Annotated in this window: 22 protein-coding genes; 14 read left to right on the forward strand and 8 right to left on the reverse strand. The window is 73.9% G+C overall.

Annotation, left to right across the window (positions count from 1 at the left end; all coding sequences use genetic code 11):
• Positions 1–98: 98 nt before the first annotated feature.
• The 4 genes from AC4H2G_RS20015 to AC4H2G_RS20030 all read left to right on the forward strand — a co-directional run bounded on the left by AC4H2G_RS20015 (position 99) and on the right by AC4H2G_RS20030 (position 3158).
• Entirely contained in the window at positions 99–440 is a 342-nt protein-coding gene (locus tag AC4H2G_RS20015; protein ID WP_494367494.1) for an S-adenosylmethionine decarboxylase family protein, read from the forward strand.
• Positions 437–1198 carry a DUF4178 domain-containing protein gene (locus AC4H2G_RS20020; RefSeq protein WP_494367495.1) on the forward strand — a complete coding sequence of 254 codons (762 nt, stop codon included), beginning with the start codon at positions 437–439 and terminating at the stop codon, positions 1196–1198. The genes AC4H2G_RS20015 and AC4H2G_RS20020 overlap by 4 nt, the downstream gene beginning before the upstream one ends.
• Before the next feature lie 80 nt (positions 1199–1278).
• The gene (locus AC4H2G_RS20025; protein ID WP_494367496.1) at positions 1279–1503 is read left to right on the forward strand and encodes a DUF350 domain-containing protein; all 225 of its coding nucleotides are present in this window, start codon (positions 1279–1281) and stop codon (positions 1501–1503) included.
• Between the two features lie 2 nt (positions 1504–1505).
• A complete protein-coding gene (locus AC4H2G_RS20030) occupies positions 1506–3158 on the forward strand; it encodes a polyamine aminopropyltransferase (RefSeq protein WP_494367497.1) in 1653 nt (550 codons plus the stop codon).
• Between the two features lie 109 nt (positions 3159–3267).
• Here the strand turns inward: AC4H2G_RS20030 and AC4H2G_RS20035 are convergent, their stop codons facing one another.
• Both AC4H2G_RS20035 and AC4H2G_RS20040 read right to left on the reverse strand, forming a co-directional pair.
• Entirely contained in the window at positions 3268–4317 is a 1050-nt protein-coding gene (locus tag AC4H2G_RS20035) for an LLM class flavin-dependent oxidoreductase (protein ID WP_494367498.1), read from the reverse strand.
• Positions 4318–4342: 25 nt separating this feature from the next.
• Positions 4343–4765, reverse strand: coding sequence for a VOC family protein (locus AC4H2G_RS20040; RefSeq protein ID WP_494367499.1), 423 nt, complete (start codon positions 4763–4765; stop codon positions 4343–4345).
• 191 nt (positions 4766–4956) lie between these two features.
• Between AC4H2G_RS20040 and AC4H2G_RS20045 the strand changes: the two genes are divergently transcribed.
• Positions 4957–6150, forward strand: a complete 1194-nt coding sequence (locus tag AC4H2G_RS20045; RefSeq protein WP_494367500.1) for a serine hydrolase domain-containing protein — start codon at positions 4957–4959, stop codon at positions 6148–6150.
• A gap of 53 nt (positions 6151–6203) precedes the next feature.
• Here AC4H2G_RS20045 and AC4H2G_RS20050 read toward each other — a convergent pair whose 3' ends face one another.
• On the reverse strand, positions 6204–6635 hold the full coding sequence (locus AC4H2G_RS20050; RefSeq protein WP_494367501.1) for a YdeI/OmpD-associated family protein: 432 nt from the start codon (positions 6633–6635) through the stop codon (positions 6204–6206).
• Between the two features lie 112 nt (positions 6636–6747).
• On the opposite strand from AC4H2G_RS20050, the gene AC4H2G_RS20055 reads away from it, so the two are divergent.
• Positions 6748–7494 (forward strand): DedA family protein, encoded by a 747-nt coding sequence (locus tag AC4H2G_RS20055; protein WP_494367502.1) that lies wholly within the window; start codon positions 6748–6750, stop codon positions 7492–7494.
• Positions 7495–7533: 39 nt separating this feature from the next.
• Here AC4H2G_RS20055 and AC4H2G_RS20060 read toward each other — a convergent pair whose 3' ends face one another.
• Positions 7534–8025: a GNAT family N-acetyltransferase gene (locus AC4H2G_RS20060; RefSeq protein ID WP_494367503.1), complete on the reverse strand. Its 492-nt coding sequence runs from the start codon at positions 8023–8025 to the stop codon at positions 7534–7536.
• A gap of 104 nt (positions 8026–8129) precedes the next feature.
• Here AC4H2G_RS20060 and AC4H2G_RS20065 point away from each other — a divergent pair, with 104 nt between their 5' ends.
• The 8 genes from AC4H2G_RS20065 (at position 8130) to AC4H2G_RS20100 (ending at position 18530) form a co-directional block, all read left to right on the forward strand.
• Positions 8130–9815, forward strand: coding sequence for a bifunctional lysylphosphatidylglycerol flippase/synthetase MprF (locus AC4H2G_RS20065; RefSeq protein WP_494367504.1), 1686 nt, complete (start codon positions 8130–8132; stop codon positions 9813–9815).
• Positions 9812–10636, forward strand: a complete 825-nt coding sequence (locus AC4H2G_RS20070) for a hypothetical protein (protein WP_494367505.1) — start codon at positions 9812–9814, stop codon at positions 10634–10636. Before AC4H2G_RS20065 ends, AC4H2G_RS20070 begins: the two co-directional genes overlap by 4 nt.
• A gap of 135 nt (positions 10637–10771) precedes the next feature.
• Complete coding sequence (locus AC4H2G_RS20075; RefSeq protein WP_494367506.1) at positions 10772–12016, forward strand: MalY/PatB family protein; 1245 nt, start codon at positions 10772–10774, stop codon at positions 12014–12016.
• A gap of 169 nt (positions 12017–12185) precedes the next feature.
• Positions 12186–13694, forward strand: a complete 1509-nt coding sequence (locus AC4H2G_RS20080; protein ID WP_494367507.1) for a WXG100 family type VII secretion target — start codon at positions 12186–12188, stop codon at positions 13692–13694.
• Positions 13691–14335, forward strand: a complete 645-nt coding sequence (locus AC4H2G_RS20085) for a hypothetical protein (protein ID WP_494367508.1) — start codon at positions 13691–13693, stop codon at positions 14333–14335. Before AC4H2G_RS20080 ends, AC4H2G_RS20085 begins: the two co-directional genes overlap by 4 nt.
• Before the next feature lie 243 nt (positions 14336–14578).
• Entirely contained in the window at positions 14579–16489 is a 1911-nt protein-coding gene (locus tag AC4H2G_RS20090; protein ID WP_494367509.1) for a penicillin-binding transpeptidase domain-containing protein, read from the forward strand.
• Between the two features lie 184 nt (positions 16490–16673).
• The gene (locus tag AC4H2G_RS20095) at positions 16674–16745 is read left to right on the forward strand and encodes a putative leader peptide (RefSeq protein ID WP_366246654.1); all 72 of its coding nucleotides are present in this window, start codon (positions 16674–16676) and stop codon (positions 16743–16745) included.
• A gap of 252 nt (positions 16746–16997) precedes the next feature.
• A complete protein-coding gene (locus AC4H2G_RS20100) occupies positions 16998–18530 on the forward strand; it encodes a dicarboxylate/amino acid:cation symporter (protein WP_494367510.1) in 1533 nt (510 codons plus the stop codon).
• Positions 18531–18659: 129 nt separating this feature from the next.
• On the opposite strand, the gene AC4H2G_RS20105 is transcribed toward AC4H2G_RS20100, so the two are convergent.
• The 4 genes from AC4H2G_RS20105 to AC4H2G_RS20120 form a co-directional block, all read right to left on the reverse strand.
• A complete protein-coding gene (locus AC4H2G_RS20105; RefSeq protein WP_494367511.1) occupies positions 18660–19139 on the reverse strand; it encodes an SRPBCC family protein in 480 nt (159 codons plus the stop codon).
• A gap of 54 nt (positions 19140–19193) precedes the next feature.
• Complete coding sequence (locus AC4H2G_RS20110; RefSeq protein WP_494367512.1) at positions 19194–19376, reverse strand: antitoxin; 183 nt, start codon at positions 19374–19376, stop codon at positions 19194–19196.
• Between the two features lie 154 nt (positions 19377–19530).
• Entirely contained in the window at positions 19531–19995 is a 465-nt protein-coding gene (locus tag AC4H2G_RS20115; RefSeq protein WP_494367513.1) for a hypothetical protein, read from the reverse strand.
• Positions 19996–20131: 136 nt separating this feature from the next.
• Positions 20132–21082 (reverse strand): quinone oxidoreductase family protein, encoded by a 951-nt coding sequence (locus AC4H2G_RS20120; RefSeq protein ID WP_494367514.1) that lies wholly within the window; start codon positions 21080–21082, stop codon positions 20132–20134.
• Positions 21083–21146: the final 64 nt, after the last annotated feature.

The raw sequence follows: 21146 nt of genomic DNA on the forward strand, positions 1-21146 counted from the left end.
GTGCGACGTGGTCCGCTAGGGTGTGCGCGGCCCGACGTCGCGGGCCCGGTCCGGGCGGTTCGTCCGGGGTCGGTCGCGCCGTCGTCGGGAGCTGAGCCGTGCACCGCAACCTCGTCCACGTCTTCGACGTGACGGGAGCCGATCCCCGCCTGCTCGACGACGAGGCGACCGTGCGCGCGTCGCTCGACGCGGTCGTGCGCCTCGCGGGCATGACGCCGCTCGGCGAGGTCGCGCACCGGTTCGAGCCGCAGGGCACGAGCATCGCGGTCCTCCTCGCGGAGTCGCACCTCGCGGTGCACACGTGGCCCGAGCACGGCGCCGCGTACGTGACCCTGACGACGTGCCGCGCGCCGTCGTCCCCGACGTTCGCCGACGACGTGCGCACCCTCCTGGCCGACGCGTTCGCGGCGGGCGACGTCGCGGTGCGGAGCCTGCTGTGAGCGGAGGACGGCGCCTCACGCTCCGGGTGGGGGAGGAGCTCGTGGCGACGGGCGCGGGACGGGATGCCGTGCGCACGACGGTGCGTGCCTCGGCCGTGCTCGAGATGCGCGAAGCCGGGACGACGTTCACGTGGGAGGAGTGGCAGCTCATCGGTCACGACGGGTCGGACGTGTGGCTCGAGTACGACCACGACGAGCGCGAGCTCACGCTGTACCGCCCCACGGAGTCGGACCCTCCCGTCGTCGACCTGTCCGGCCTGCACCGCGGGAGGCAGCTCGACCTGCGGCTCGACGGCCGCCCGCACCGGCTCACGGTGCGCGAGCGCGGGACGGGCACCGTGCGGTCCGTCGAGGGGACGTTCGCGGAGCCGTTCGTGCCCGGCCAGCAGGTGGAGTACGCCGACCTCACCGGACACGGCGTCGTCGTCTCCGTCGAGCGCACCACGGGCCCGCTCGGTCCCGTGACGAGCGTGTACGCGGGGCGGCGCCTCGACGTCGCAGAGCAGACGCGCCTGTTCGGCCGCCGTCTCACGCCGCGCTCGCGGACGGGTGCGGTCGCTGCCGCCATCGCCGGGGCGTTCGTGCTGCTCCTCTCGTTCAGCGCGTGCCAGGCGAGCCGGGACGACGGCGCATCCTGCACGCCGCGGACCGTCGTGACGACCGCGCCCGCGAGCGGGACCCCGACACCGGCCGCGACCGACTCCACGACGTCGTGCTACCGCCGCACGCTCTACGGCGGAGGGGGCGTCGGGAAGTGACGCGCCGCACCGGCGTCGTGCCCGAGCCGTCCAGCCCGACCTGCCCGTCCTGACCGACCACCCACCACCCAGGAGATTCCGTGTCCGTCGCCTCGCTCGCGTTCCTGTGGGCCTTCCTGTCCACGATCCTCTACTCGGTGCTCGGCATCGTCCTGCTCCTGCTCACGCTCGTCGTGGCGAACAAGCTCTTCCGCCTCAACCTGCACCGTGAGCTCGTCGACGAGCACAACGTCGCCTTCGGCGTGATGATCGCGGGTCTGGCCATCGCGATCGGCCTGATCATCGCGGGGACCATCAGCTCCTGAGCATGGTCGACCAGCACGCACCGGCGGCCGTCCTCGATCCCACCCCGGCCGACGACGGCGGTTCCGCCGTCCTCCCGCGCACCGGACGGGCGCGCCGCATGGACCGTCCGACGGTGTTCGCCGCGGCGCTGCTCGTCGCTGTCGGCGGCATCGTCTACGAGCTGATCCTCGGCACGGCGGCGTCGTACCTGTTCGGGGACTCCGTCGTCGCGTTCTCCGTCGCGACCGGCCTGACGCTGTTCGGCATGGGCCTCGGTTCGCTGCTCGCGCCGCGGCTCCAGCGCGAGGCAGGGCTGAACTTCGTCCGCAACGAGCTCGTGCTGAGCCTGCTCGGCGGCACCTCGGTGCTCGTGCTGTTCTGGGCGTACGCGCAGACGGAGCTGTACTGGCCGGTGTTCGTCCTGCTCTCGCTCGCGATCGGGACGGCGATCGGCGTCGAGATCCCGCTGCTCGTCGCGCTGCTCAAGGAGCACGGGCGCGACGAGTCCGTGTCGCTCCTGTCCAAGGTGCTCGCGCTCGACTACTTCGGTGCCCTCGCCGCGTCGCTGCTGTTCCCGTTCCTCCTGCTTCCGTACCTCGGGCTCGTGCGCACGGCGTTCGCCGTCGCGGTGCTCAACGTGGCCGTCGCGCTGTTCATGCTCGCGCGCCTGGGCCACCCGCCGCGGTGGACGGCGCTGACGTGGGTGACGCTCGCCGCGCTGCTCGGCGGGTTCGCCGCCTCGACGTGGCTCGAGACGTCGATCAGCGCCCGGATGTACACCGACCCGGTCGTCGTGCAGGAGTCGAGCGCGTACCAGCGCCTCGTCGTCACCGACTACCAGGGCGACGTCCGCTTCTACCTGAACGACCAGCTCCAGTTCTCCTCCGTCGACGAGGCGCGGTACCACGAGACCCTCGCGCACGCGGCGATGACGTCGGTGACGGCTCCCGCGTCGGTCGCGATCCTCGGCGGCGGCGACGGCCTGCTCGCGCGCGAGGTGCTGCGCTACGGGTCCGTGCGGGACGTCACGCTCGTCGACCTCGACCCGGCCGTGACCGACCTCGCGCGCGAGAACCGCCTGCTCGCCGACCTCAACGAGCACGCTCTCGACGACGAGCGCGTCACCGTGGTCAACGCCGACGCGTTCCGCTGGCTCGACGAGACGGACGCGTCGTTCGACGTCGTGCTCGTCGACCTCGTCGACCCGTCGGGCGAGCGTGTCGCCAAGCTCTACTCGCAGGAGTTCTACGCGATGGTGGCCGCGCACCTGCGGCCGGGCGGCGCGTTCGCGACCCAGGCGACGTCGACCTACTTCACGCCCCACGCGTTCTGGCAGGTGGTCGCGTCGGCCGAGGCAGCCGGTCCGGAGCGGACCGTCGTGCCGCTCGGCGTCAACGTCCCGTCGTTCGGCGAGTGGGGCTTCGTCCTCTCGCTTCCTGGCTCCGGGCCGGGCCCGGGTCCCGGCCCGGAGCTCGACCAGATGCCCGACGGCGCGGACGGACTCTTCGCCCGCACGCCCCTCCCCGACGGGCTGCGCTTCCACGACGCCGCGTCGCTCGCCGCGACGACGCGCCTCCCGGCGGACAACCCGCGGCGCGACCTGCCGCCGTCGACGTTGCTCTCGCCGGTCGTCCAGCGCACGTACCAGCAGGACATGCAGAGCTGGCGCTACTGAGCCCCCGAGGTAGAGCCTGGTCCGCGAGGTAGAGCCCTGGTCCGCGAGGTAGAGCCCTGGTCGCCGACCACGGTTCTACCTCGGCGACCAGGGCTCTCTCTCGGCGGTGTCAGCGCAGTGCGGTGACCGCCTCGAGCGCGTCGAGCGCCGCGAACGGGTCGTCCGGACGGGTCGGGTCGGGGCTCACCGGCGCCATCACGACGCTCGACACGCCGTGCTCGCCGAGCAGCGCGAGCCGGTCCCGCACGTCCGACGGCGTCCCCGTGACGGTCAGCGCGTCGACCCACGCGTCGGGCGCCGCCGCGGCGAACGCCTCGGGCGACGCGCTCCCGCGGGCCAGCGCCCGCAGCGCGTCGGCGAACGGCAGCGGGTCCACGTGCACGGCCCAGTCCGGCAGCGCGAGCACCGCGAGACCCGGGCGCGCGAGCGACCGGGCCAGCGCCGCGTCGTCGTGCACCACACCGTGCGCGAACGCGACGACCCGGTGCTCCGGCGGCACGGCGTCCCCTGCGGACGCCCGGCCGGCGTCGATCGACGCGCGCGCGCCCGCGAGGTACTCGGGTGTGACCGGCATGTCGAGGATGGTCCCGTCCGCGACGCGGCCCGACACCTCGAGCGAGCGCGGACCGCGCACGCCGAGCAGCACCGGGGGTGCGACGGCGGGCGGGGCGTGCAGCGCGACGTCGTCCACCTGCACGTACCGCCCGGACGCCGTGACCCGCTCGCCGTGCAGCAGCGCGCGCACCGCCGCCGTCGTCTCCTCCAGCATCGCGAGCGGGCTCGCGGGCCACGCCCCGATCTGCCGCATCCACGACGGCATGCCGTGCCCGAGCCCGAGCTGGAGGCGCCCCGGGTGCAGCGCGGCGAGCGTCGCGGCCTCCATCGCGGCCGTCGACGGCGTGCGCGTCGCCGCGGGGAGGATGCCGATCCCGACGCCGATCCGCTCCGTCGTCGCGAGGATCGTCGCCGCCTGTGCGATCCCGCCGTGGAAGGTGAGGTCCTCGACGACCCACACCTCGTCGAGCCCGACCTCCTCCGCGCGCCGCGCGAACGGCACGATGCGGTCGGCGGGCAGCGTACGGGGCAGCATCACGCCGAGCGCGGGACGGCGGGGTGCGGCGGCGGTCGTCGACGAGACGGTCGAGAGGTCTGCGGGCATGCCGTGACCGTACGGGACGAACCGGTCAGGCGGGAGCGCCCCCGCCCACGACGTTCACCATCCACACCGTGCCGAACCTGTCGGTGAGCATGCCGAACTCGTCGCCCCACGGGGCGGTCTCGATCGCCATGACGTCGCGCGCACCGTCGGACAGCGCGGTGAACCACGCGTGGAGGCGCTGGCTGTCCGCGGTCTCGCCGAACAGCGCGACGGACGAGCTGACCGCGGGCGGCATCCCGGGCGCGGTGTCCGACGCCATGAGCGTGCCGACGCCGTCCACGACGAGCTGGGAGTGCATGACCTTCTTCGCCTGCTCGGGGTCGTCGACGGGTCCCACCGAGTCGAAGGTGCTGACCTCGGGCGTCACGCCGAACACGGACGCGTAGAAGTCGACGGCCTCGCGGGCGTTCCCGTCGAAGGTCAGGTAGGGGCTGAGCTGCACGGTCATCGTGGTGTCCTCTCGGGGTGCGGTTCGGAACGGCCCGCTGCGGGTTGTGCCACGAGGGACGACCGTTGCCGCGTCCGAGAATCATCGGCGTGCGTGAGGGCCGGTGAGCCGTGGGCGAACGGTCACGTCCAGACTGGCCGCCGGCCGAAAACACCGGGCGTCGAGGACAGTGGCGGGCCTACTGTCGAGAGATGGTCACCGACGTCGCCAGCCTCTCCACAGAACGCCTTGCCGCGCTCGACGACCACCTGCGCGTCGCGGCGGAGAAGGACGAGTTCTCCGGCGTGGTGCGGATCGAGCGCGACGGCGAGGAGGTCTTCGAGCGCGCGTACGGGGTCGCGTCGCGGCGCTGGGGCGTCCCGGTCCGCACGACCACCCGGTTCGACGTCGCGTCGGTGACGAAGCTCTTCACGGCGGTCGCGGTGCTCCAGCTCGTCGGCGAGGGCCGGCTCGGCCTCGACGACCGCGTCCACGACCATGTCGACCTCGCAGGCACGAAGATCCCGCGGGAGGTGACCATCCGGCACCTGCTCACCCACTCGTCCGGCATCGCGGACGACGCCGACGAGGAGGCCGGCGAGTCGTACGTGGCGCTGTGGGTCGACCGCCCGAGCTACTCCGTGACGCGCACGGCGGACTTCCTGCCCGGCTTCGTCCACAAGGAGCCCAACTTCGCGCCGGGCGAGGGGTGCCGCTACTGCAACGTCGGCTTCGTCCTCGCGGGCCTCGCGCTGGAGAACGTCACCGGGACCACGTACCGCGACTACGTGCGCGAGCACGTGTTCGCGCGCGCCGGCATGGTCGGCGCGGGTTTCTTCCGCATGGACGAGGCTGTGCCCGACGTCGCGGAGGGCTGGGAGCCTGTCCGCACCCGCGGCGACGACGGCACGCGCGGTCCCGTCACCGGGTGGCGGCAGAACATCTACTCCTACCCGCCCGTCGGCTCGCCCGACGGCGGCGCGCACGTCACCGCGCGCGACCTCACCCGGTTCCTCGCGGCCGTCCGCGGAGGCGAGCTCCTCCCGCCCGACCTGACGCGCGCGTTCTTCACCCCGCAGGTCAAGCACGACGACGGCGACACCGAGGAGACCGACGAGAAGACCGGGCCGGACCTCCCGCCCGGGGATCGCACGGCCGCGGTCCACTACGGGTTCGGCCTCGAGTTCGAGCTCCTCGCCGACGGGAGCGTGCGCTCGGCGTACAAGGAGGGCATCAACACCGGGTCGAGCGCGATGCTGCGCCACTACCCGGACCCCGTCGCGCAGACGGCGCCGGGCGACCTCCCGCCGGCCGGAGCGCCGGGGGTGACGGTCGCCGTCGTCTCCAACGCCGAGTCCGACGCCTGGGAGCCGGTCCGGTTCATCGACGCGCTCGTCCGGGGCTGAGCCCCCCGCTCCTCCGCCGCCCGGTGCGGCCGCACGAGCCCGGGCCGGGGACGTCACGCGAGGGACGCGACCGCCTTCTCGATCCGACGCTGCCGGGTCTCCGCGGTCTTCGCCGCGTCGACGGGCTCGGCGAGCGCTCGCTGCCTCGAGTATGACAGGGCGTCGAACGCACCGCGCACCCCGGCTGCGTCGAGCGCGCCCGCGAGGTCGTCCGGGACGGCGACGGTCCGCGGGGCGTCGTCGACCTCGACGTCGATCTCCACCTCGTCCCCCGCAGCCACGCCCGCTGCCTCACGGTTCGCGGCACTGAGCGAGATGACGAACTGGCCGCGGTAGAAGGTCAGCGAGCTGCGGTAGGTGTGCCCGCCGAGCGTCACGCGCACGGGGAACTTCCTGCCCCGTCCGAACGACAGCGCGACGTCCTCCGGGATCGGCAGCCCCGTCGTCGTGCCGCCGCCCGCTTCCACCGTCGTCGTGATGCGCATGCTCCAGTCCTCTCCTCGGTCGTCAGGCTCGCCCACCCGCCCACAAGACCTCCACACCCTCTCGAACTCATCGGTGCCGTGCCCTGCGGAGGCTCGCCTAGGGTGGGAGACCATGCGCCCCGGACTCCTCGCCGCCCTGCCGGCTGCCCTGCCGAGCGCCGCGACGGCGGCGCAGGAGCCTGCTCTCGACGGCGTCGCCGGCTGGGCCGTGAACCTCATGGAGACGCTCGGGCCGGTCGGCGCCGCGATCGCCATCGCGCTCGAGAACCTGTTCCCGCCGCTGCCGAGCGAGATCATCCTGCCGCTCGCAGGGTTCACCGCGAGCCAGGGCAGCTTCGGTCTGGTCGAGGCCATCCTGTGGACGACGGCAGGGTCCGTCGTCGGGGCGCTCGCCCTCTACGCCGTCGGCGCGCTCGTCGGGCGGGAGCGCACCCGGTGGATCGCGGAGCGCCTGCCCCTCGTCAAGGTCGAGGACGTCGACCGCACCGAGCAGTTCTTCCTGCGGCACGGGGGTGCGACGGTGTTCTTCGGCCGCTTCATCCCCATCTTCCGCAGCCTCATCTCCATCCCGGCGGGCGTCGAGCGCATGCCCCTGTGGAAGTTCACGGCGCTCTCGACCGCCGGCAGCGCGATCTGGAACACGCTGTTCGTCGTCGCGGGCTACACCCTCGGCGAGAACTGGCACGTCGTCGAGCAGTACGCCGGCGTCTTCCAGAAGGTCGTCATCGCCGTCGTCGCGCTCGCCGTCGTGTGGTTCGTCGCGACGCGCCTGTGGCGCTGGGCGCACGACGACGAGCGCCCGGCTCACGCACGCCGGCGCGGCACCGCGTCGGGCAGCGAGGACGACGCCGCGAGCTGACGGACCCGGTCACCCCGGGCGGACTCCGGGCGTCCGGGCTCAGAGCTCGCGGTAGTAGTGCACCACCGGGAGCGCCGTGAACCCGCTCGCCTCGTACATCGCCCGTGCCGGGGCGTGGCCCGCGTCCCCACCGGTCCACACGCTCGCGTAGGCGCAGCCCGCGTCCCGCATGAGCGCCATGGAGGCGTCCATGAGAGCGCGGCCCGCACCACCCCGGTGGGCGGACGGGTCCACGGCGATCATCTCCAGGTCCCCGGTGCGGCCGGTCTCCGGGCTCGGCTCCCCGAGCACGACCGTGGCGAACCCGACCGGCTGCCCGCCGCGTTCCGCGACGAGCGTCGTCGCGGGGTGCTCCGTGCACACGGACCGCACCGCCTGAGCCTGGCTCCGGCGCCAGTCCGGGTAGGCGAGCTCGTAGAGCCGCGCACCGAGGATGCCGCGCCACGAGTCGAACACCGGCTCCCATGCGCGCAAGGACAGGTCCACCAGTGCCTGCACGTCGCTCGCGCGGAAGGGTCTGATCGTCGTCATCACCGGCGGAGACTAGCCCGGTCGGTGGCGACGGCGGAACGCCATTTCTCCGAGGATCGAACCGCGCCGTGCGCTCCGGGATCCCGTCCCGGATGATCGGGTGCGTGGAACCAGGCCCGGCCCCGGCAGCGTCCCTCGTCCCGTCGCCGCTCGACGAGCAACGACGCCGGGTGCGCGTGCGCGTCCTCGCGTCCCGTGTGGTCCTCGCCCTGGGGATCCTCGGCATCCTCGCCGTGCTGGTCCGCGGCCTGTGGACGCACCTGACCCTCTACCGCGACGTCGTGCCGGGCCTGCTGCCGGGGACCGCGTCGACGACGCTCCTCGTCGACTCCGTCGTGCTGCTGCTCATGGCGCGCGGTCTGCGCCGCGGGCACCGCCTCGCCTGGCTCGTCACGGTCGTGGTGCTCGCGCTCACGGCGGGGACGCACACGGCGCGCGGGGTCGACGTGATTCCGTCCGTGGTGGTCCTCGCGGCCGCGGTGTGGCTCGCGACGCGCTGGCGCTCGTTCCCCGTGCTCCCCACACGCCGGGCGGTCCGCCGGGCCGGGCTGCTGATCCTGCTCCTCGTGAGCGCGTGGGTCCTCGCGATCGCGGCGCTCGTCGTCGTGGTCCTGCGCGCGGACGACCCCGAGGAAGCGCTCAGCAGCAGCCTCGTCACGACGGTGGCCGTGGTGTCGACCGTCGTCGACCTGGTCGTGCTCGTGCTCGTCCTGTGGTGGCTCGGATCGCCGCGCGAGGCGCGCCGCCTCGGCCCCGCGGAGCACCGCGAGGAGCGCGAGCGGGCACGCGCCGTCGTGGAGCGGTACGGGGGCGGGACTCTCGACTACTTCGCGCTGCGCGACGACAAGGACTGGTTCTTCGTCGGCCGCAGCGTCGTCGCGCACTCGGTGCGCGGCGGGGTGTGCCTGGTGTCCCCGGACCCCATCGGGCCGGTCGCCGAGCGGGAGGCGACGTGGGCCGAGCTCCTCGACCACGCGGCGGCGTCGGGCTGGTCGATCGCGGTCGTCGCGGCGGCGGAGGACTGGCTGCCGGTCTACGAGCGCAGCGGCCTGCGGCACGTCTACCTCGGCGACGAGGCGACGGTCGACTGCACGACGTTCACGCTCGCGGGCCACGACCACAAGTCGCTGCGGCAGGCGGTCAACCGCGTCGCACGCAGCGGGTACACGACGACGTTCCACGACCCGACGACCCTCGACCCGGGGCTGCGCGAGCAGATCCTCGCCATGAGCGACGAGTCGCGCCAGGGCGAGGACGAGCGCGGCTTCTCCATGACGCTCTCCCGCCTCTTCGACCCCGACGACACGGGTCTCGTGCTCTCGGTGACCCGGAACGCCGACGGACGCGTCGACGCGTTCTGCCAGTGGGTCCCCGCCGCGGCGATCGACGGCTGGTCGCTCGACGTCATGCGCCGGCGCACCGACGCGGAGGACGTGCCGAACGGCCTGATCGACGCGACGATCGTCGCGACGATCGCCGAGGTCGCGGCGCGCGGGATGCGCGGGCTGGGGCTGAACTTCGCGGTCATGCGCGAGGTGCTCGAGGGCGAGCGCGAAGGCCGCGTCGACCAGCTCGCGCGACCGGTCCTGCGCCGTCTGTCGAAGGGGACCCAGATGGCGACGCTCGGCGCGTTCAACGAGAAGTTCGACCCGGGCTGGACCCCGCGGTACGTGGTGCTGGACTCCGCGGAGTACACGGCCGCGCAGGCGCTCGTGCTCGCGGGCGCGGAGGGCGTCACGGAGATCCCGGTCGTCGGGCGGTTCCTGCGCGGGGTCGGGACGGCGCCGTGATCTGGTCCGTCGCCGCGGCGCTCGGGGCCGCCGTCGCGTACGCGGTGAGCACGATCATGCAGGCCGTCGCGACGCGGCGCGCCCACGGCCTGGCCGCCGTGCGGCACCCGCTCGTCCTCGGCGGTCTCGCGCTCGACGGCGCCGCGTTCCTCCTGTCGCTCCTGGCCCTGGACCACCTGCCGCTCTTCGTCGTCCAGGCGATCGTCGCGTCGTCGCTCGTGGGCGTCGTGATCCTGGCCCCGGTCGTGCTGCACGCGGTGCTGCGGCGTACCGACCTCGTCTCGATCGGGGTGGTCGTCGGCTCGCTCGTCGTGCTGGCGCTCGCGGCGGGGGAGCAGCCGGCGCCCGAACCGCCGGCCGCCTTCACCACGTGGACCGTCGTGGTCTCGCTGGCGCTGGTCGCCGCTGTCGCGCTCGCCTACCGCCGTGGCCACCCGATCCTGCTCGCCCTGCTCGGCGGTCTCGGCTACTCCGTCGCGGCGGTCGCGGCCCGCGGCGCGCACGCCTCGGGCGACCTCCTCGACACCGTCCTGCAGCCGCTCGCGCTCGCGATCCTCGCCGCAGGCGCGGCGGGCGTCATGGGGTACCTCCGGGCGCTCGAGAAGGGCAGCGTCGGGTCCGTCGCGGCGACGGTCTCCGTCGTGGAGGTCCTCCTCCCCGGCGCCGTGGGGCTGCTCGTGCTCGACGACGTCGTGCGCGACGGCTGGGCCGTGCCGGCCGTCCTCGCGACGGTGCTCGCCGTCGCCGGGTGCGTCGTGCTCGCGACGAGCCCGGCGAACGCCGCGGCCGAGGAGCCGACGGCCGCGCCTCTCGACGCCTGACGCGTCTCGAGATCGGCAGCTTCGTGAGATCGGCGAGCTGGCGCGAGATCGGTTCGTCAAACAACCGATCTCGGGGTCGAGGTGCCGATCTCGGAGCAAGGTGCCGATCTGGCGAGGGCTCCTAGCCTGGGACCCATGACCGGTACCTCGCACCGCACGCCGCTGGACGTCCCCACCCTCGACGAGCTGCGCCGTCGGACGTCGGTGAAGTGGCGCGCGTACGACCCGGACGTCCTGCCGCTGTTCGTCGCGGAGATGGACGTCGCGCCGTGCGAGCCCGTCGTGGACGCCGTGACGGCGGCGATGCGCGCGGGCGACACGGGCTACGACCACGGCACGGTGTACGGCGAGGCATACGCGCGCTTCGCGGAGCGGCGGTGGGGCTGGTCCTTCGATCCGACGGCGACCCGCACGCTGCCCGACGTCATGGTCGCGATCGTCGAGGTGCTGCGCGTCCTCACGGCGCCGGGCGACGCCGTCGTCGTGAACCCGCCCGTCTACCCGCCGTTCTTCGGCTTCGTGGGCAACGAGGGACGTCGCGTCGTCACCGCGCCGCTCGGCGCCGACCTGCGCCTCGACCTCGACGCGCTCGAGCGTGCGTTCGCGGAGGCGACCGGCGTCGCGGCCCACGGCGGCGGGCCGGGGTCCGGGCGCCGCGCCGTCTGGCTCGTGTGCAACCCGCACAACCCGACCGGCACGGCGCACGCACCGGACGAGCTCGCGGCGGGCCTCGTGCTCGCCGCGCGGTACGGGGTGCGCGTCGTCGCGGACGAGATCCACGCGCCGATCACCCGGCCGGGCCTCGCCGGGCACCCCGCCACCACGCACACGCCGCTGCTCACCGTCCCCGGGTCCGACGACGCGGTGGCTGTCGTGTCCGCGTCCAAGGCGTTCAACCTGCCGGGCATCAAGGCTGCTGCGGCGGTCGGCGGCCCGGGCGCCGTGGCCGACCTGCGACGCATCCCCGAGGAGGCGAGCCACGGCGTCCACCACGTCGCGGTCCTCGCGCACGTCGCCGCGCTCGACCACGGCGACGCGTGGCTCGACGCCGTCCTCGCCGGCGTCGAGCGCAACGCGTGGCTGCTCGCCGACCTGCTCGCCGAGCACCTGCCGGGCGTGCGGTACCGGCCGGGAGAGGCGACCTACCTCGCGTGGCTGGACTGCCGGGACCTGGCCGGGGGCGCGGGCGCCGGGCCCGACGACGGCCGGTCGCCCGCCGCGGACCCGCGCGCCTGGTTCCTCGACCGGGCGGGCGTCGCGCTCGAGGACGGGCGACGGTTCGGGCCGGGCGGGGAGGGGCACGTGCGCCTCAACCTCGCGACGAACGTGGACGTGCTCACCGAGGCCGTCGGGAGGATGGGCGCGTCGCTCGCGCGCTGACACCCTGCAGCCGGCGTGCGCTCGCACGCTGAGCGCATGGGCAGATCTCCCCATCGCGAGCATGGCCGGTGCGCCGTAGCCTCGCCGTCGACCGTCCGCGCCTGCGGACGTCCCGGGTCGCCGTCCTCGTCGTCGCACCCGCGCCGCGCCCGACCTCGAGGAGCACGTGGTGAGCGGATCCTGGGGCGCCGACGTCGCGGCCCTGCGCGCGCTCGCGGACGTCATGCTCTCCGGGGCCGACACGCTGCGCGGCGCCCGCGCCCAGGTGGCGTCCCTCGTCGAGTCCTCGACGCGGTGGGACGGCCCCGACGCCTCGGCCTTCCGCGGGGACTGGTCCGCGGCGCTCGCCCCGGCCGTGCTCGCCGCCGCCGCTCTCCTCGACCAGACCGCCGAGACGCTGCGTCGCGACGCCGACCAGCAGGAGTCCGCGAGCGCCGCGGACGGTGGCGCACCCGGCGGCCCGGGCGGCCCGACGTCGCCGGGAGGGCCGGGTACGCCCGGAGGCCCCGGGACGGTCCCGACCCCGACGCCGTCCGAGTACCTCGCGATGGACGCGGCCGAGCGCGCCGACTGGCTCGATGCGGCGACGGACGCGCAGGTCGCGGCGCTGTACGGGCGCCTCGTCTCGCAGGGCGTCGACCCGGACTCCGCGGGGTTCGGCGACCCCGCCGTCGCGCACTGGACGCGGACCGCCGCGGCGGAGGCCGGTTTCGCCTTCGGGGACTGGGACCCGGCCGCCGGTGCGGGCGCCAACCGGGAGATCATCGAGGCCGTCTACAGCTACTACGCCGAGCTGTACCTCGACCAGCCGTGGATGCAGTGGGCCGGCATGGCGGCGATGATCGGGCCGTCGTTCGCCGCCGGGTTCTTCGACCTGGACATGATGCGCGAGCTCGCGCAGGGCGTGCAGGACGGCGCGCAGCACCTGCCTCCCGGCGTCACCCCCGCCGCGCTGGAGACCGTCGCCGCGATGACGGACGCCGAGCTCGCGTTCTACGAGAACCAGTTCCTGTCCATGCAGCGCGAGATCTTCGTCGACCAGGCCGTCATGCACGAGGCCTACCTGAACGGGGGTCTGCCCGAGATGGAGCGCCTGCTCGAGGCCGGCGTCATCGACGACGCCGCGTACCAGGCGTGGTCGGACATCGAGGCCGGCCGGGCCGGGGACGCGCAGGCGCTCGCGGACGGCAACACCGCCCTGCTCTGGCGCGAGCAGAACCAGATCATCGCGGACGACTGGCAGACCATGCGCGACCACCCCGGCACGGGCGAGGCGTTCACGTACCTCATGACGCTCGTCGGGGAGCCGTCGATCCCGGGCGCGGGGACGTACGCGCAGCACGACCCGTTCACGGTGACCGTCGAGACCCCCGGCCCGGAGAACGTCGGCATCCCGTTCACCGGGATCTCGTTCGACAACCCCGTGCAGGGGTCGATCTCCGTCGAGACCCCGCTGCCCGGCGGCAACATCGCGGACCAGGCGACGCGCTGGGACTACATCGCGAACGACACCCTGCCTGCCTACCAGGAGCTCATCACGCAGGATCCCGACCAGGCCGCGCGGATCGTCGGGACGGACGTGTCGCAGCGCATCGACGACTACCGGCTCACCGATCCCGGACGGATCGGGCGGATCCTTGACAGACTGACCGAGTGGGACGTGGACGTGGACCAGTGACGGCCGCCCGCGCGATCGCCGCAGCCGCGCTGTGCCTCGCGCTCGGCCTGGGGATAGGTGGATGCACCGTGACGTTCGGCGACCCGGACGACCAGGGCGGGCCGACGTCGTCGGTCACCGGGGGCACAGGGAGCGGGACGACGATCGACGACATCGAGGAGGGCGCACCGATGCGCTGGGACGTGAGCAGCCCGATCACCGCCGAGTCCGTGGGGCTCGGGGAGCAGATGGCGATCGTCGACGTCCCCGGCGGTGGCGCCGAGGTCGAGCTGACCCTCCCCGACGGGACGTGGTCGACGACGGCCGAGGAGCTGACGATCCAGCCGCGGCGCGGGTACGTGAGCTCGATCAACGTGTTCCGCTCCCTGTCCGGTGGTGAGGCGGTGCACGACCAGCTCCTGGCGGACGCGGACGTGCTGGGCTTCCCCCGCGAGCAGATCGACCGCTGGCTCGACGAGCTCCCGGCGTCGCTCACGGAGTCGCGGTCGGGCGGGATCCGGGAGCGCACGGGCATCAACGGTTCCAACGGTGACGTGGTGACGTCGGTCCAGATCAGCCACGATCCCGGCCCGGGCGGCGACGAGTCGATCCGGCTCTGGTACGCGATCAGCCCGGTGACGCCCGCGGAGGGCGAGGACTGACGCCGGAGCCGGGTCGCGCCGTCGGGCAGGGCGTGCGACGGCCGGACCGGACGACGGCGCCCCGCCGCGCCGGGGACGAGGTGTGGAGAGGACGCGGACGGTCCGGGCCGGTCTGACCGGGATGTCCGCGGTGCGGGTGCCGTGCGGTAGCGTCCCTCGCGTCCCGTCAGGTCGCAGCAGGGAGCCCCGGTGAGCACGGTCGCACACGTTCGTCCCAGGTCGGTCCGCCGGAGGGTGGCCGCCGTGCTGCTCGTCCCGGCCCTCGCGCTCCCGCTCGCGGCGTGCACCGAGGACCGGCCGACCGCCGAGGACGCGGCGGCGGATCTCGCCGCGGGCATCGCCGCGGGCGACGTGAGCGGCCTGGCGTTCTCGAACGGCCGGGCGGAGAACGTCCAGGGGCACCTCGAGGCCGTCCTCGAACCCGTCGCCGCGTTCGAGCACACGGTCGAGGTCGACGGCGTGGTGGTGGACGAGGAGGGTTCGGACGCCGACGAGCGCGCGACGGCGACCCTCGCCTACCGCTGGACCGTCACCGACGACGCCGCGTGGGAGTACAGGACCGACGTCGACCTGACCTTCGCCGAGCCCGCCGAGGGCGAGGAGGGGCCGGGCCGCTGGGAGGCGGCGTGGGAGCCCGACGTGCTCGTGCCGGACCTCGCGCAGGGCGACCGGCTCGCCGTCGACCGCGTCCGCGCGGAACGTGCCCAGATCCTCGGGCTCGACGACGTCCCGATCGTCGCCGACCGGCCGGTGCACCGGATCGGCGTGGACAAGACCCGCGTCGACGCGGGCGCGTGGGACGGCACGGCGCGGGCGCTCGCGGGAGTCGTCGGGATCGATCCCGAGGAGTTCGCGCAGCGCGTCGCGGGGGCGGGGGAGAAGGCGTTCGTCGAGGCGATCACGGTGCGCACGGAGGACACGGCCGGCATCGACGTGGACGCGGCACGCGCCATCGAGGGGGTCGCCGTCATCGACGACGAGATGCCGCTCGCGCCGACGCGCGAGTTCGCCCGGCCGATCCTCGGGCGAGTCGGCGAGGCGACGGCCGAGATCGTCGAGGAGTCCGACGGCGCGGTCGTCGCCGGGGACACGGTCGGGCTCTCGGGCCTGCAGCGCCAGTACGACGAGCAGCTGCGCGGGACGCCCGGGATCTCGATCACGGTCGTCCCCGACGGGAGCACGCCGGACGAGGTGACGACGGAGGCGTTCGGGGTCGAGCCCGTCGCGGGCGTGCCGCTGAGCACCACGCTCCGACCCGAGATGCAGGTGGCTGCCGAGCAGGTGCTCGCGGGGCAGACCGCGCCCAGCGCGATCGTCGCGATCAAGCCGTCCACGGGCGAGGTGCTCGCCGCCGCGAGCGGTACCGCGGGGGAGGGGCTGTCCACGGCCACGACGGGCCAGTACGCGCCCGGTTCGACCTTCAAGGTGGCGACGACGCTCGCGATGCTCCGCGCCGGCCTCACGCCCGACTCGGTCGTGTCGTGCCCGCCCGAGATCACCGTCGACGGCCGCACCTTCCAGAACGTCCCCGGCTACCCGACCGACGCGCTCGGCGAGGTGCCGCTGCGCACCGCGTTCGCGAACTCGTGCAACACCGCGATGATCGGCCAGCGCGACACCGTGACGCAGCAGGCGCTGCACGACGCCGCGGCGTCGCTCGGTCTCGGCGTCGAGGCGGACCTCGGGGCGGCGGCGTTCTGGGGTGACGTCCCGGCCGAGGCGGAGGGCACGGACCACGCGGCCTCGATGATCGGCCAGGGCCGCATCCTCGCGTCGCCGCTCGGCATGGCGACGGTCGCGGCGAGCGTCGCCGCCGGGCACCGGGTCGCGCCGGTCCTCGTGCGCCCCGACGTGCAGCCCGCCTCGGCCGAGCAGCCGTCGGGCGACCTCACCGAGGACGAGGCCGCGACGCTGCGCAGCCTCATGCGCGCCGTCGTCACGGACGGCTCCGCGGACATGCTCGCCGACCTCCCGGAGGAGGTCGGGGCGAAGACCGGCACGGCGCAGTACGGCGACGGCAACCAGTCGCACGCGTGGATGATCGCGACCCAGGGCGACCTCGCCGTCGCCGTGTTCGTCGAGACGGGGGAGGGCGGCTCCGCGACCGCCGGGCCGCTCATGCGCGCCTTCCTCGACGCGCCGAACCAGGGCTGAGGCTCCGGGCCGCGGCGTCGTCTCTCGCACCTGGGGGTCACGTTCACACGATCCCTAGGAATGAGACGGCGTGGCGGGGCGTTGGCGTCCGACGGGTAGGATCGGGTGCCGCGGGCGACGATCTGGCCCGCAGTGGAACTCCGCGAACCGCCGAACCTCGGGAGACACCTCCGTGTCCGTCAGCGTGCCGACCTGGTACCTCACCGAGCGCCGCGACGTCGACCTCCGTCGAGTCGCCAGCGCTCTGTGTCGCTGACCCGTCGTCGTCGCTGACGCTCCCCGGCCCTCGCGCCCCGCTGCGCCGCGCCCCCGGTCGTCAGGACCACAGGTCACCCCGCTGGCCTGTGCCCCTGACAGGTGCGCGCGCGTGCTCGCGTGTCAGGGTCACACGTCACCCGGGTGATCCCTCGCCCTGACACTGGTCCGCCCCGCGACGACGACTCCCGCCCCTCTCCCGGGTGCGGTCGCGTCGTGCGCCCGTGCCGCCCGAGCACCGAAAGGTCCCTCCGTGCCATCGACCCCCTCGAAGCCCGCCGCGCAGGCTTCCCCCGGCCGCGACGACGCCGCGTCGGCCACCTCCACGCCCCCGGCCCCCGCGAAGCGCAAGCGCCGCTTCCCGTCGTTCAGCGCCCAGATCCTCATCGGCCTCGCGCTGGGCGTCGTGCTCGGTGGCATCGCCCTCGCGATGGGCCCGCAGGACGCCGACGGCGAGGTGCCCAACGGCCTCACCACGACGCTCGCGACGATCGGCAGCTCGTTCGTCACGCTGCTCAAGGCGATCGTCCCGCCGCTCATCTTCACCGCGATCGTCGCGTCGATCGCGAACCTGCGGACCGTCACCAACGCCGCGCGCCTCGCGGGCCAGACGCTCCTGTGGTTCGCCATCACCGCCGCGATCTCCGTGGCCGTCGGCATCGGGCTCGGGCTGATCTTCCAGCCGGGCAACCACGCGTCCGTGTCGCTCGACGACGCCGCCGAGCCGGGCAGGACCGGCACGTGGATCGACTTCCTCACCGGCCTCATTCCGGGCAACGTCCTGGGCCTCGGTGCGGGCACGCAGCTCGAGACCGCCGCCGACGGCGCGGTGACCGCGACGACGTCGGTCAACTTCAACGTGCTGCAGATCCTCGTCGTCGCGCTCGTCATCGGCATCGCGGCGCTCAAGTCCGGCTCCAAGGCGGACCCGTTCCTCGCGTTCAACCGCTCGGCGCTCGCGATCATCCAGAAGGTGCTGTGGTGGATCATCCGCCTCGCGCCGCTCGGCACGCTGGGCCTCATCGGCAACGCGATCGCGACCTACGGCTGGAGCTCGCTCAGCTCGCTCGCGTGGTTCGCCGCGGCCATCTACGTCGGGCTCGCCGTCGTGCTGTTCGTCGTGTACCCGGTGCTGCTGCGCACCAACGGCCTGAAGATCACGAGCTACTTCAAGGGCGCGTGGCCCGCGATCCAGCTCGCGTTCGTGTCGCGCTCCTCCATCGGCACGCTCCCCGTGACGCAGCGCGTCACCGAGCGCAACCTCGGCGTGCCGAGCGAGTACGCATCGTTCGCCGTGCCGCTCGCCGCGACGACGAAGATGGACGGCTGCGCCTCGATCTACCCCGCGATCTCGGCGATCTTCGTCGCGGAGATCTTCAACGTGGACCTGTCGATCACCGACTACCTGCTCATCGCGTTCGTCTCGGTCGTCGGCTCCGCCGCGACCGCCGGGCTCACCGGCGCCGTCGTCATGCTCACGCTGACGCTCTCGACGCTCGGCCTGCCCCTCGCGGGCGTGGGTCTGCTGCTCGCGATCGACCCGATCCTCGACATGGGCCGCACGGCCGTCAACGTCGCGGGCCAGGCGCTCGTGCCGACGATCGTCGCCAAGCGTGAGGGCATCCTCGACGTCGAGCAGTACGAGTCCGCGTCAGCGGAGGACCTCTTCGCGGACGACGACGCGGTGGACGACGACGCCCCGGTCGAGGGCGAGGCGACCGCGGTGGAGGCGACGCCGTCGGGCACGACGACCGACAAGGAGCCCGCGGCGGCCGGCGCGCGCTGACGCCGACGACGCGGTCACCCCGAACGAGCGTGGTTCCGGGGCGGCCGTGCCGGGTCTACCATCCGCGGCCTCGTTCCTCGGCCGCCCCTCCACCACTCTCGTTCTCGCGCACCCAGCGGCGCCTACCGTTCAGCCCGTCTCGCGCACCGCCGCGAGCACGACCGGGTCGGCGCAGCCGCGCGCGAACCCGGCGATGCGATGGTCGATGTCTCGGCCCAGCACCCACGACCCGACCCGTTCCGCGAGCGGCGCGAGCCAGCGCGGGCGGCAGCGGAAACTGTAGCGCCATGTCGCGCGCGTCCCGCCTGACGGGTCGGGGGCGAACCGCCAGCCCCCGGCGAGGTTCTCGAAGAACCACGACCCGCGGACCATGCGCATGCCGACGTTCGTCGGCGGGTTGTAGGACACGTACTCGCTGACCATCGTCAGGCCGGTGCGGTGGCGCGTGAGGGTCCGGACGCCCTTGGCGGGTGCGGTCGCGCCGTCGAGGAAGCGCTGGTTGCGGATGAACGGGTCCCAGCGCAGCCGGACGTCTCCGGTCGTCTGCGAGACGGCGAACGCGGTAGCAGGGTCGACGGGGACCACGAGCGAGGACTCGACGACGGGCATGGACCGATCGTGGCACGGGTCCTCCGTCGAGCGCGCGCGACGGGCGCTACGGCGTCACTCCTGACCGAGGGCCTTGTCGGCGCGGTCGGTGCCCTGGTCGATGTGCTCGTCGTGCTTCCCGCCGGTGGCCTTCGAGGCGGCGTCGCCGCCCTTCTCGAGCGCCGCGTCGGACGCCTTCTCGCCCTTGTCGCTGTCCAGCGCGCCGGAGGCCTTGTTCTTCAGGTCGTCGATCCCCATGGTGTGCCACCCTCGTCGGAGGGCCCGACGGGCCCGTGCTCCTTCATGGTGGGCAGCGGCGCCGATGGTCGCATCTCACCGGGCGGTGACGGGCGGCAACGCGAGAGCGCCCCGCCCCTGAGGGGGACGGGGCGCTCGACCGCGGCGCAGGGGATCAGGACGCGAAGGCGTACCCGGCCTCGGTGCACTGCTCGCGGAGACCGTCGAGCGCGGGCTGCACGCCGGAGGTCTCGACCGTGGCGCCGGTGAGGGCCGCCTCGAACGGGGCCTTGATGCCGTTGAGGTTCTCCTGGAGCTCCACGTCGGCGAAGCGCTGGACGGAGGCGATCTTGTCGCGCGTGGTCGTGATCTCGACCCCGCTCTCGTCGGTGAGGGCCTCGGTCGTCAGCGGGAGGGTCGCGTCGACGCGCGTGGCGAGCGAGTTCTCGCCGCCGTCGTAGAACCCGGCGCAGGACTGGGCGATCTCGATGACCGTGGGCTCGGGGACCTCGGTCTCGGCCGTCGTGGTCTCGTCGGTGGGGGCGGTGGCGTCGTCGCTCGACGGGTCGGTCGTCGACGCGCAGGACGCCAGGAGGAGGGCACAGGAGAGCGCCGCGGTAGCGGCCAGGTACTTACGCATGCTAAGGATTGGACACCGGCGGGAGGCTGCGGTGCAAGAAGATTGACGCGGTCCGCACGGGCAGATCGGCGGGATCCCGCGGGTCACTCCGCGCGCTTGTGCGCAGCGTCACAGGACCTGGACGCTCGTCTCGGTCTCAGTCGACGTCGGTCAGCACCTCGAGCACGACCTTGCCCCGCCCGTGGCCGGCCGCGACGACACGCAGCGCCTCGGCGGCCTCGGCCAGCGGGAACCGGTGGGAGATCTCCATGCGCAACCGTCCGTCCTCGGCCAGCGCGAGCACCTCGTCGAGCGCTCCTCGGGCGTCGACCTTGTCGACGATGCCCGCCGCGCGCGACGCCTCCGACCCGACGATCGTGACGGCGAGCGGCGGCTCGTCGGGGTCGGCCAGAGCGAGGTCCTCGCCCAGCAGCTCGACCGTGGCGGCGACGGTCTCCGGGCTGCCGACGAGGTCGACGACGACGCTCGGCTCGGCGAGCCCGTCCGGGAGCGCGCGGACCGCGGCCACGAGGCCGGGGCCGTAGGCGACGGGTGTCGCGCCGAGCCCGCGCAGGTAGTCGTGGTTCGCGGGCGAGGCGGTGCCGACGACACGCGCGCCCAGCGCGAGCGCCACCTGGACCGCTGCGGAGCCGACGCCGCCGCTCGCGCCGTGGAGCAGCAGGACGTCCCCCTCGCCGACGTCGGCCTGCACGAGCGCCGAGAACGCCGTCGCCGCCGCGACCGGCAGGACGGCGGCCTGCTCCACGGGGACCGACGGCGGTCGCTGCCGCACGTTCTCGGCCCGCACGACGGAGTGCGCGCGCTGCGCCCCGGTCCCGTGCCACACGACCTCGTCCCCGGGCGCGAAGCCCTCGACGTCGGGCCCGACGGCGTCCACGACGCCCGCCGCCTCGAAGCCGAGGACGCCCGGAACCCTCCCCCCGAACGCGCCGGCGAGCCGCTTGACGTCGGCCGGGTTCACCCCGATCACGCGGTTGGCGACACGGACCTGGTCGGGACCGGGCGCCGCCACCTCCTCGTCGGCGACGCGCAGCACCTCGGGACCGCCGAAGGCGTCGAAGCGGACGACGGTCGTCGTCGGGCTCATGGGTCCTCCCCTGGTGACCCCGGCTCGGCCGGGCGGTGCCACTCTTCCATCACGGCGGGCCGCT

This window comes from Cellulosimicrobium sp. BMG9.23 (genome assembly GCF_059159985.1).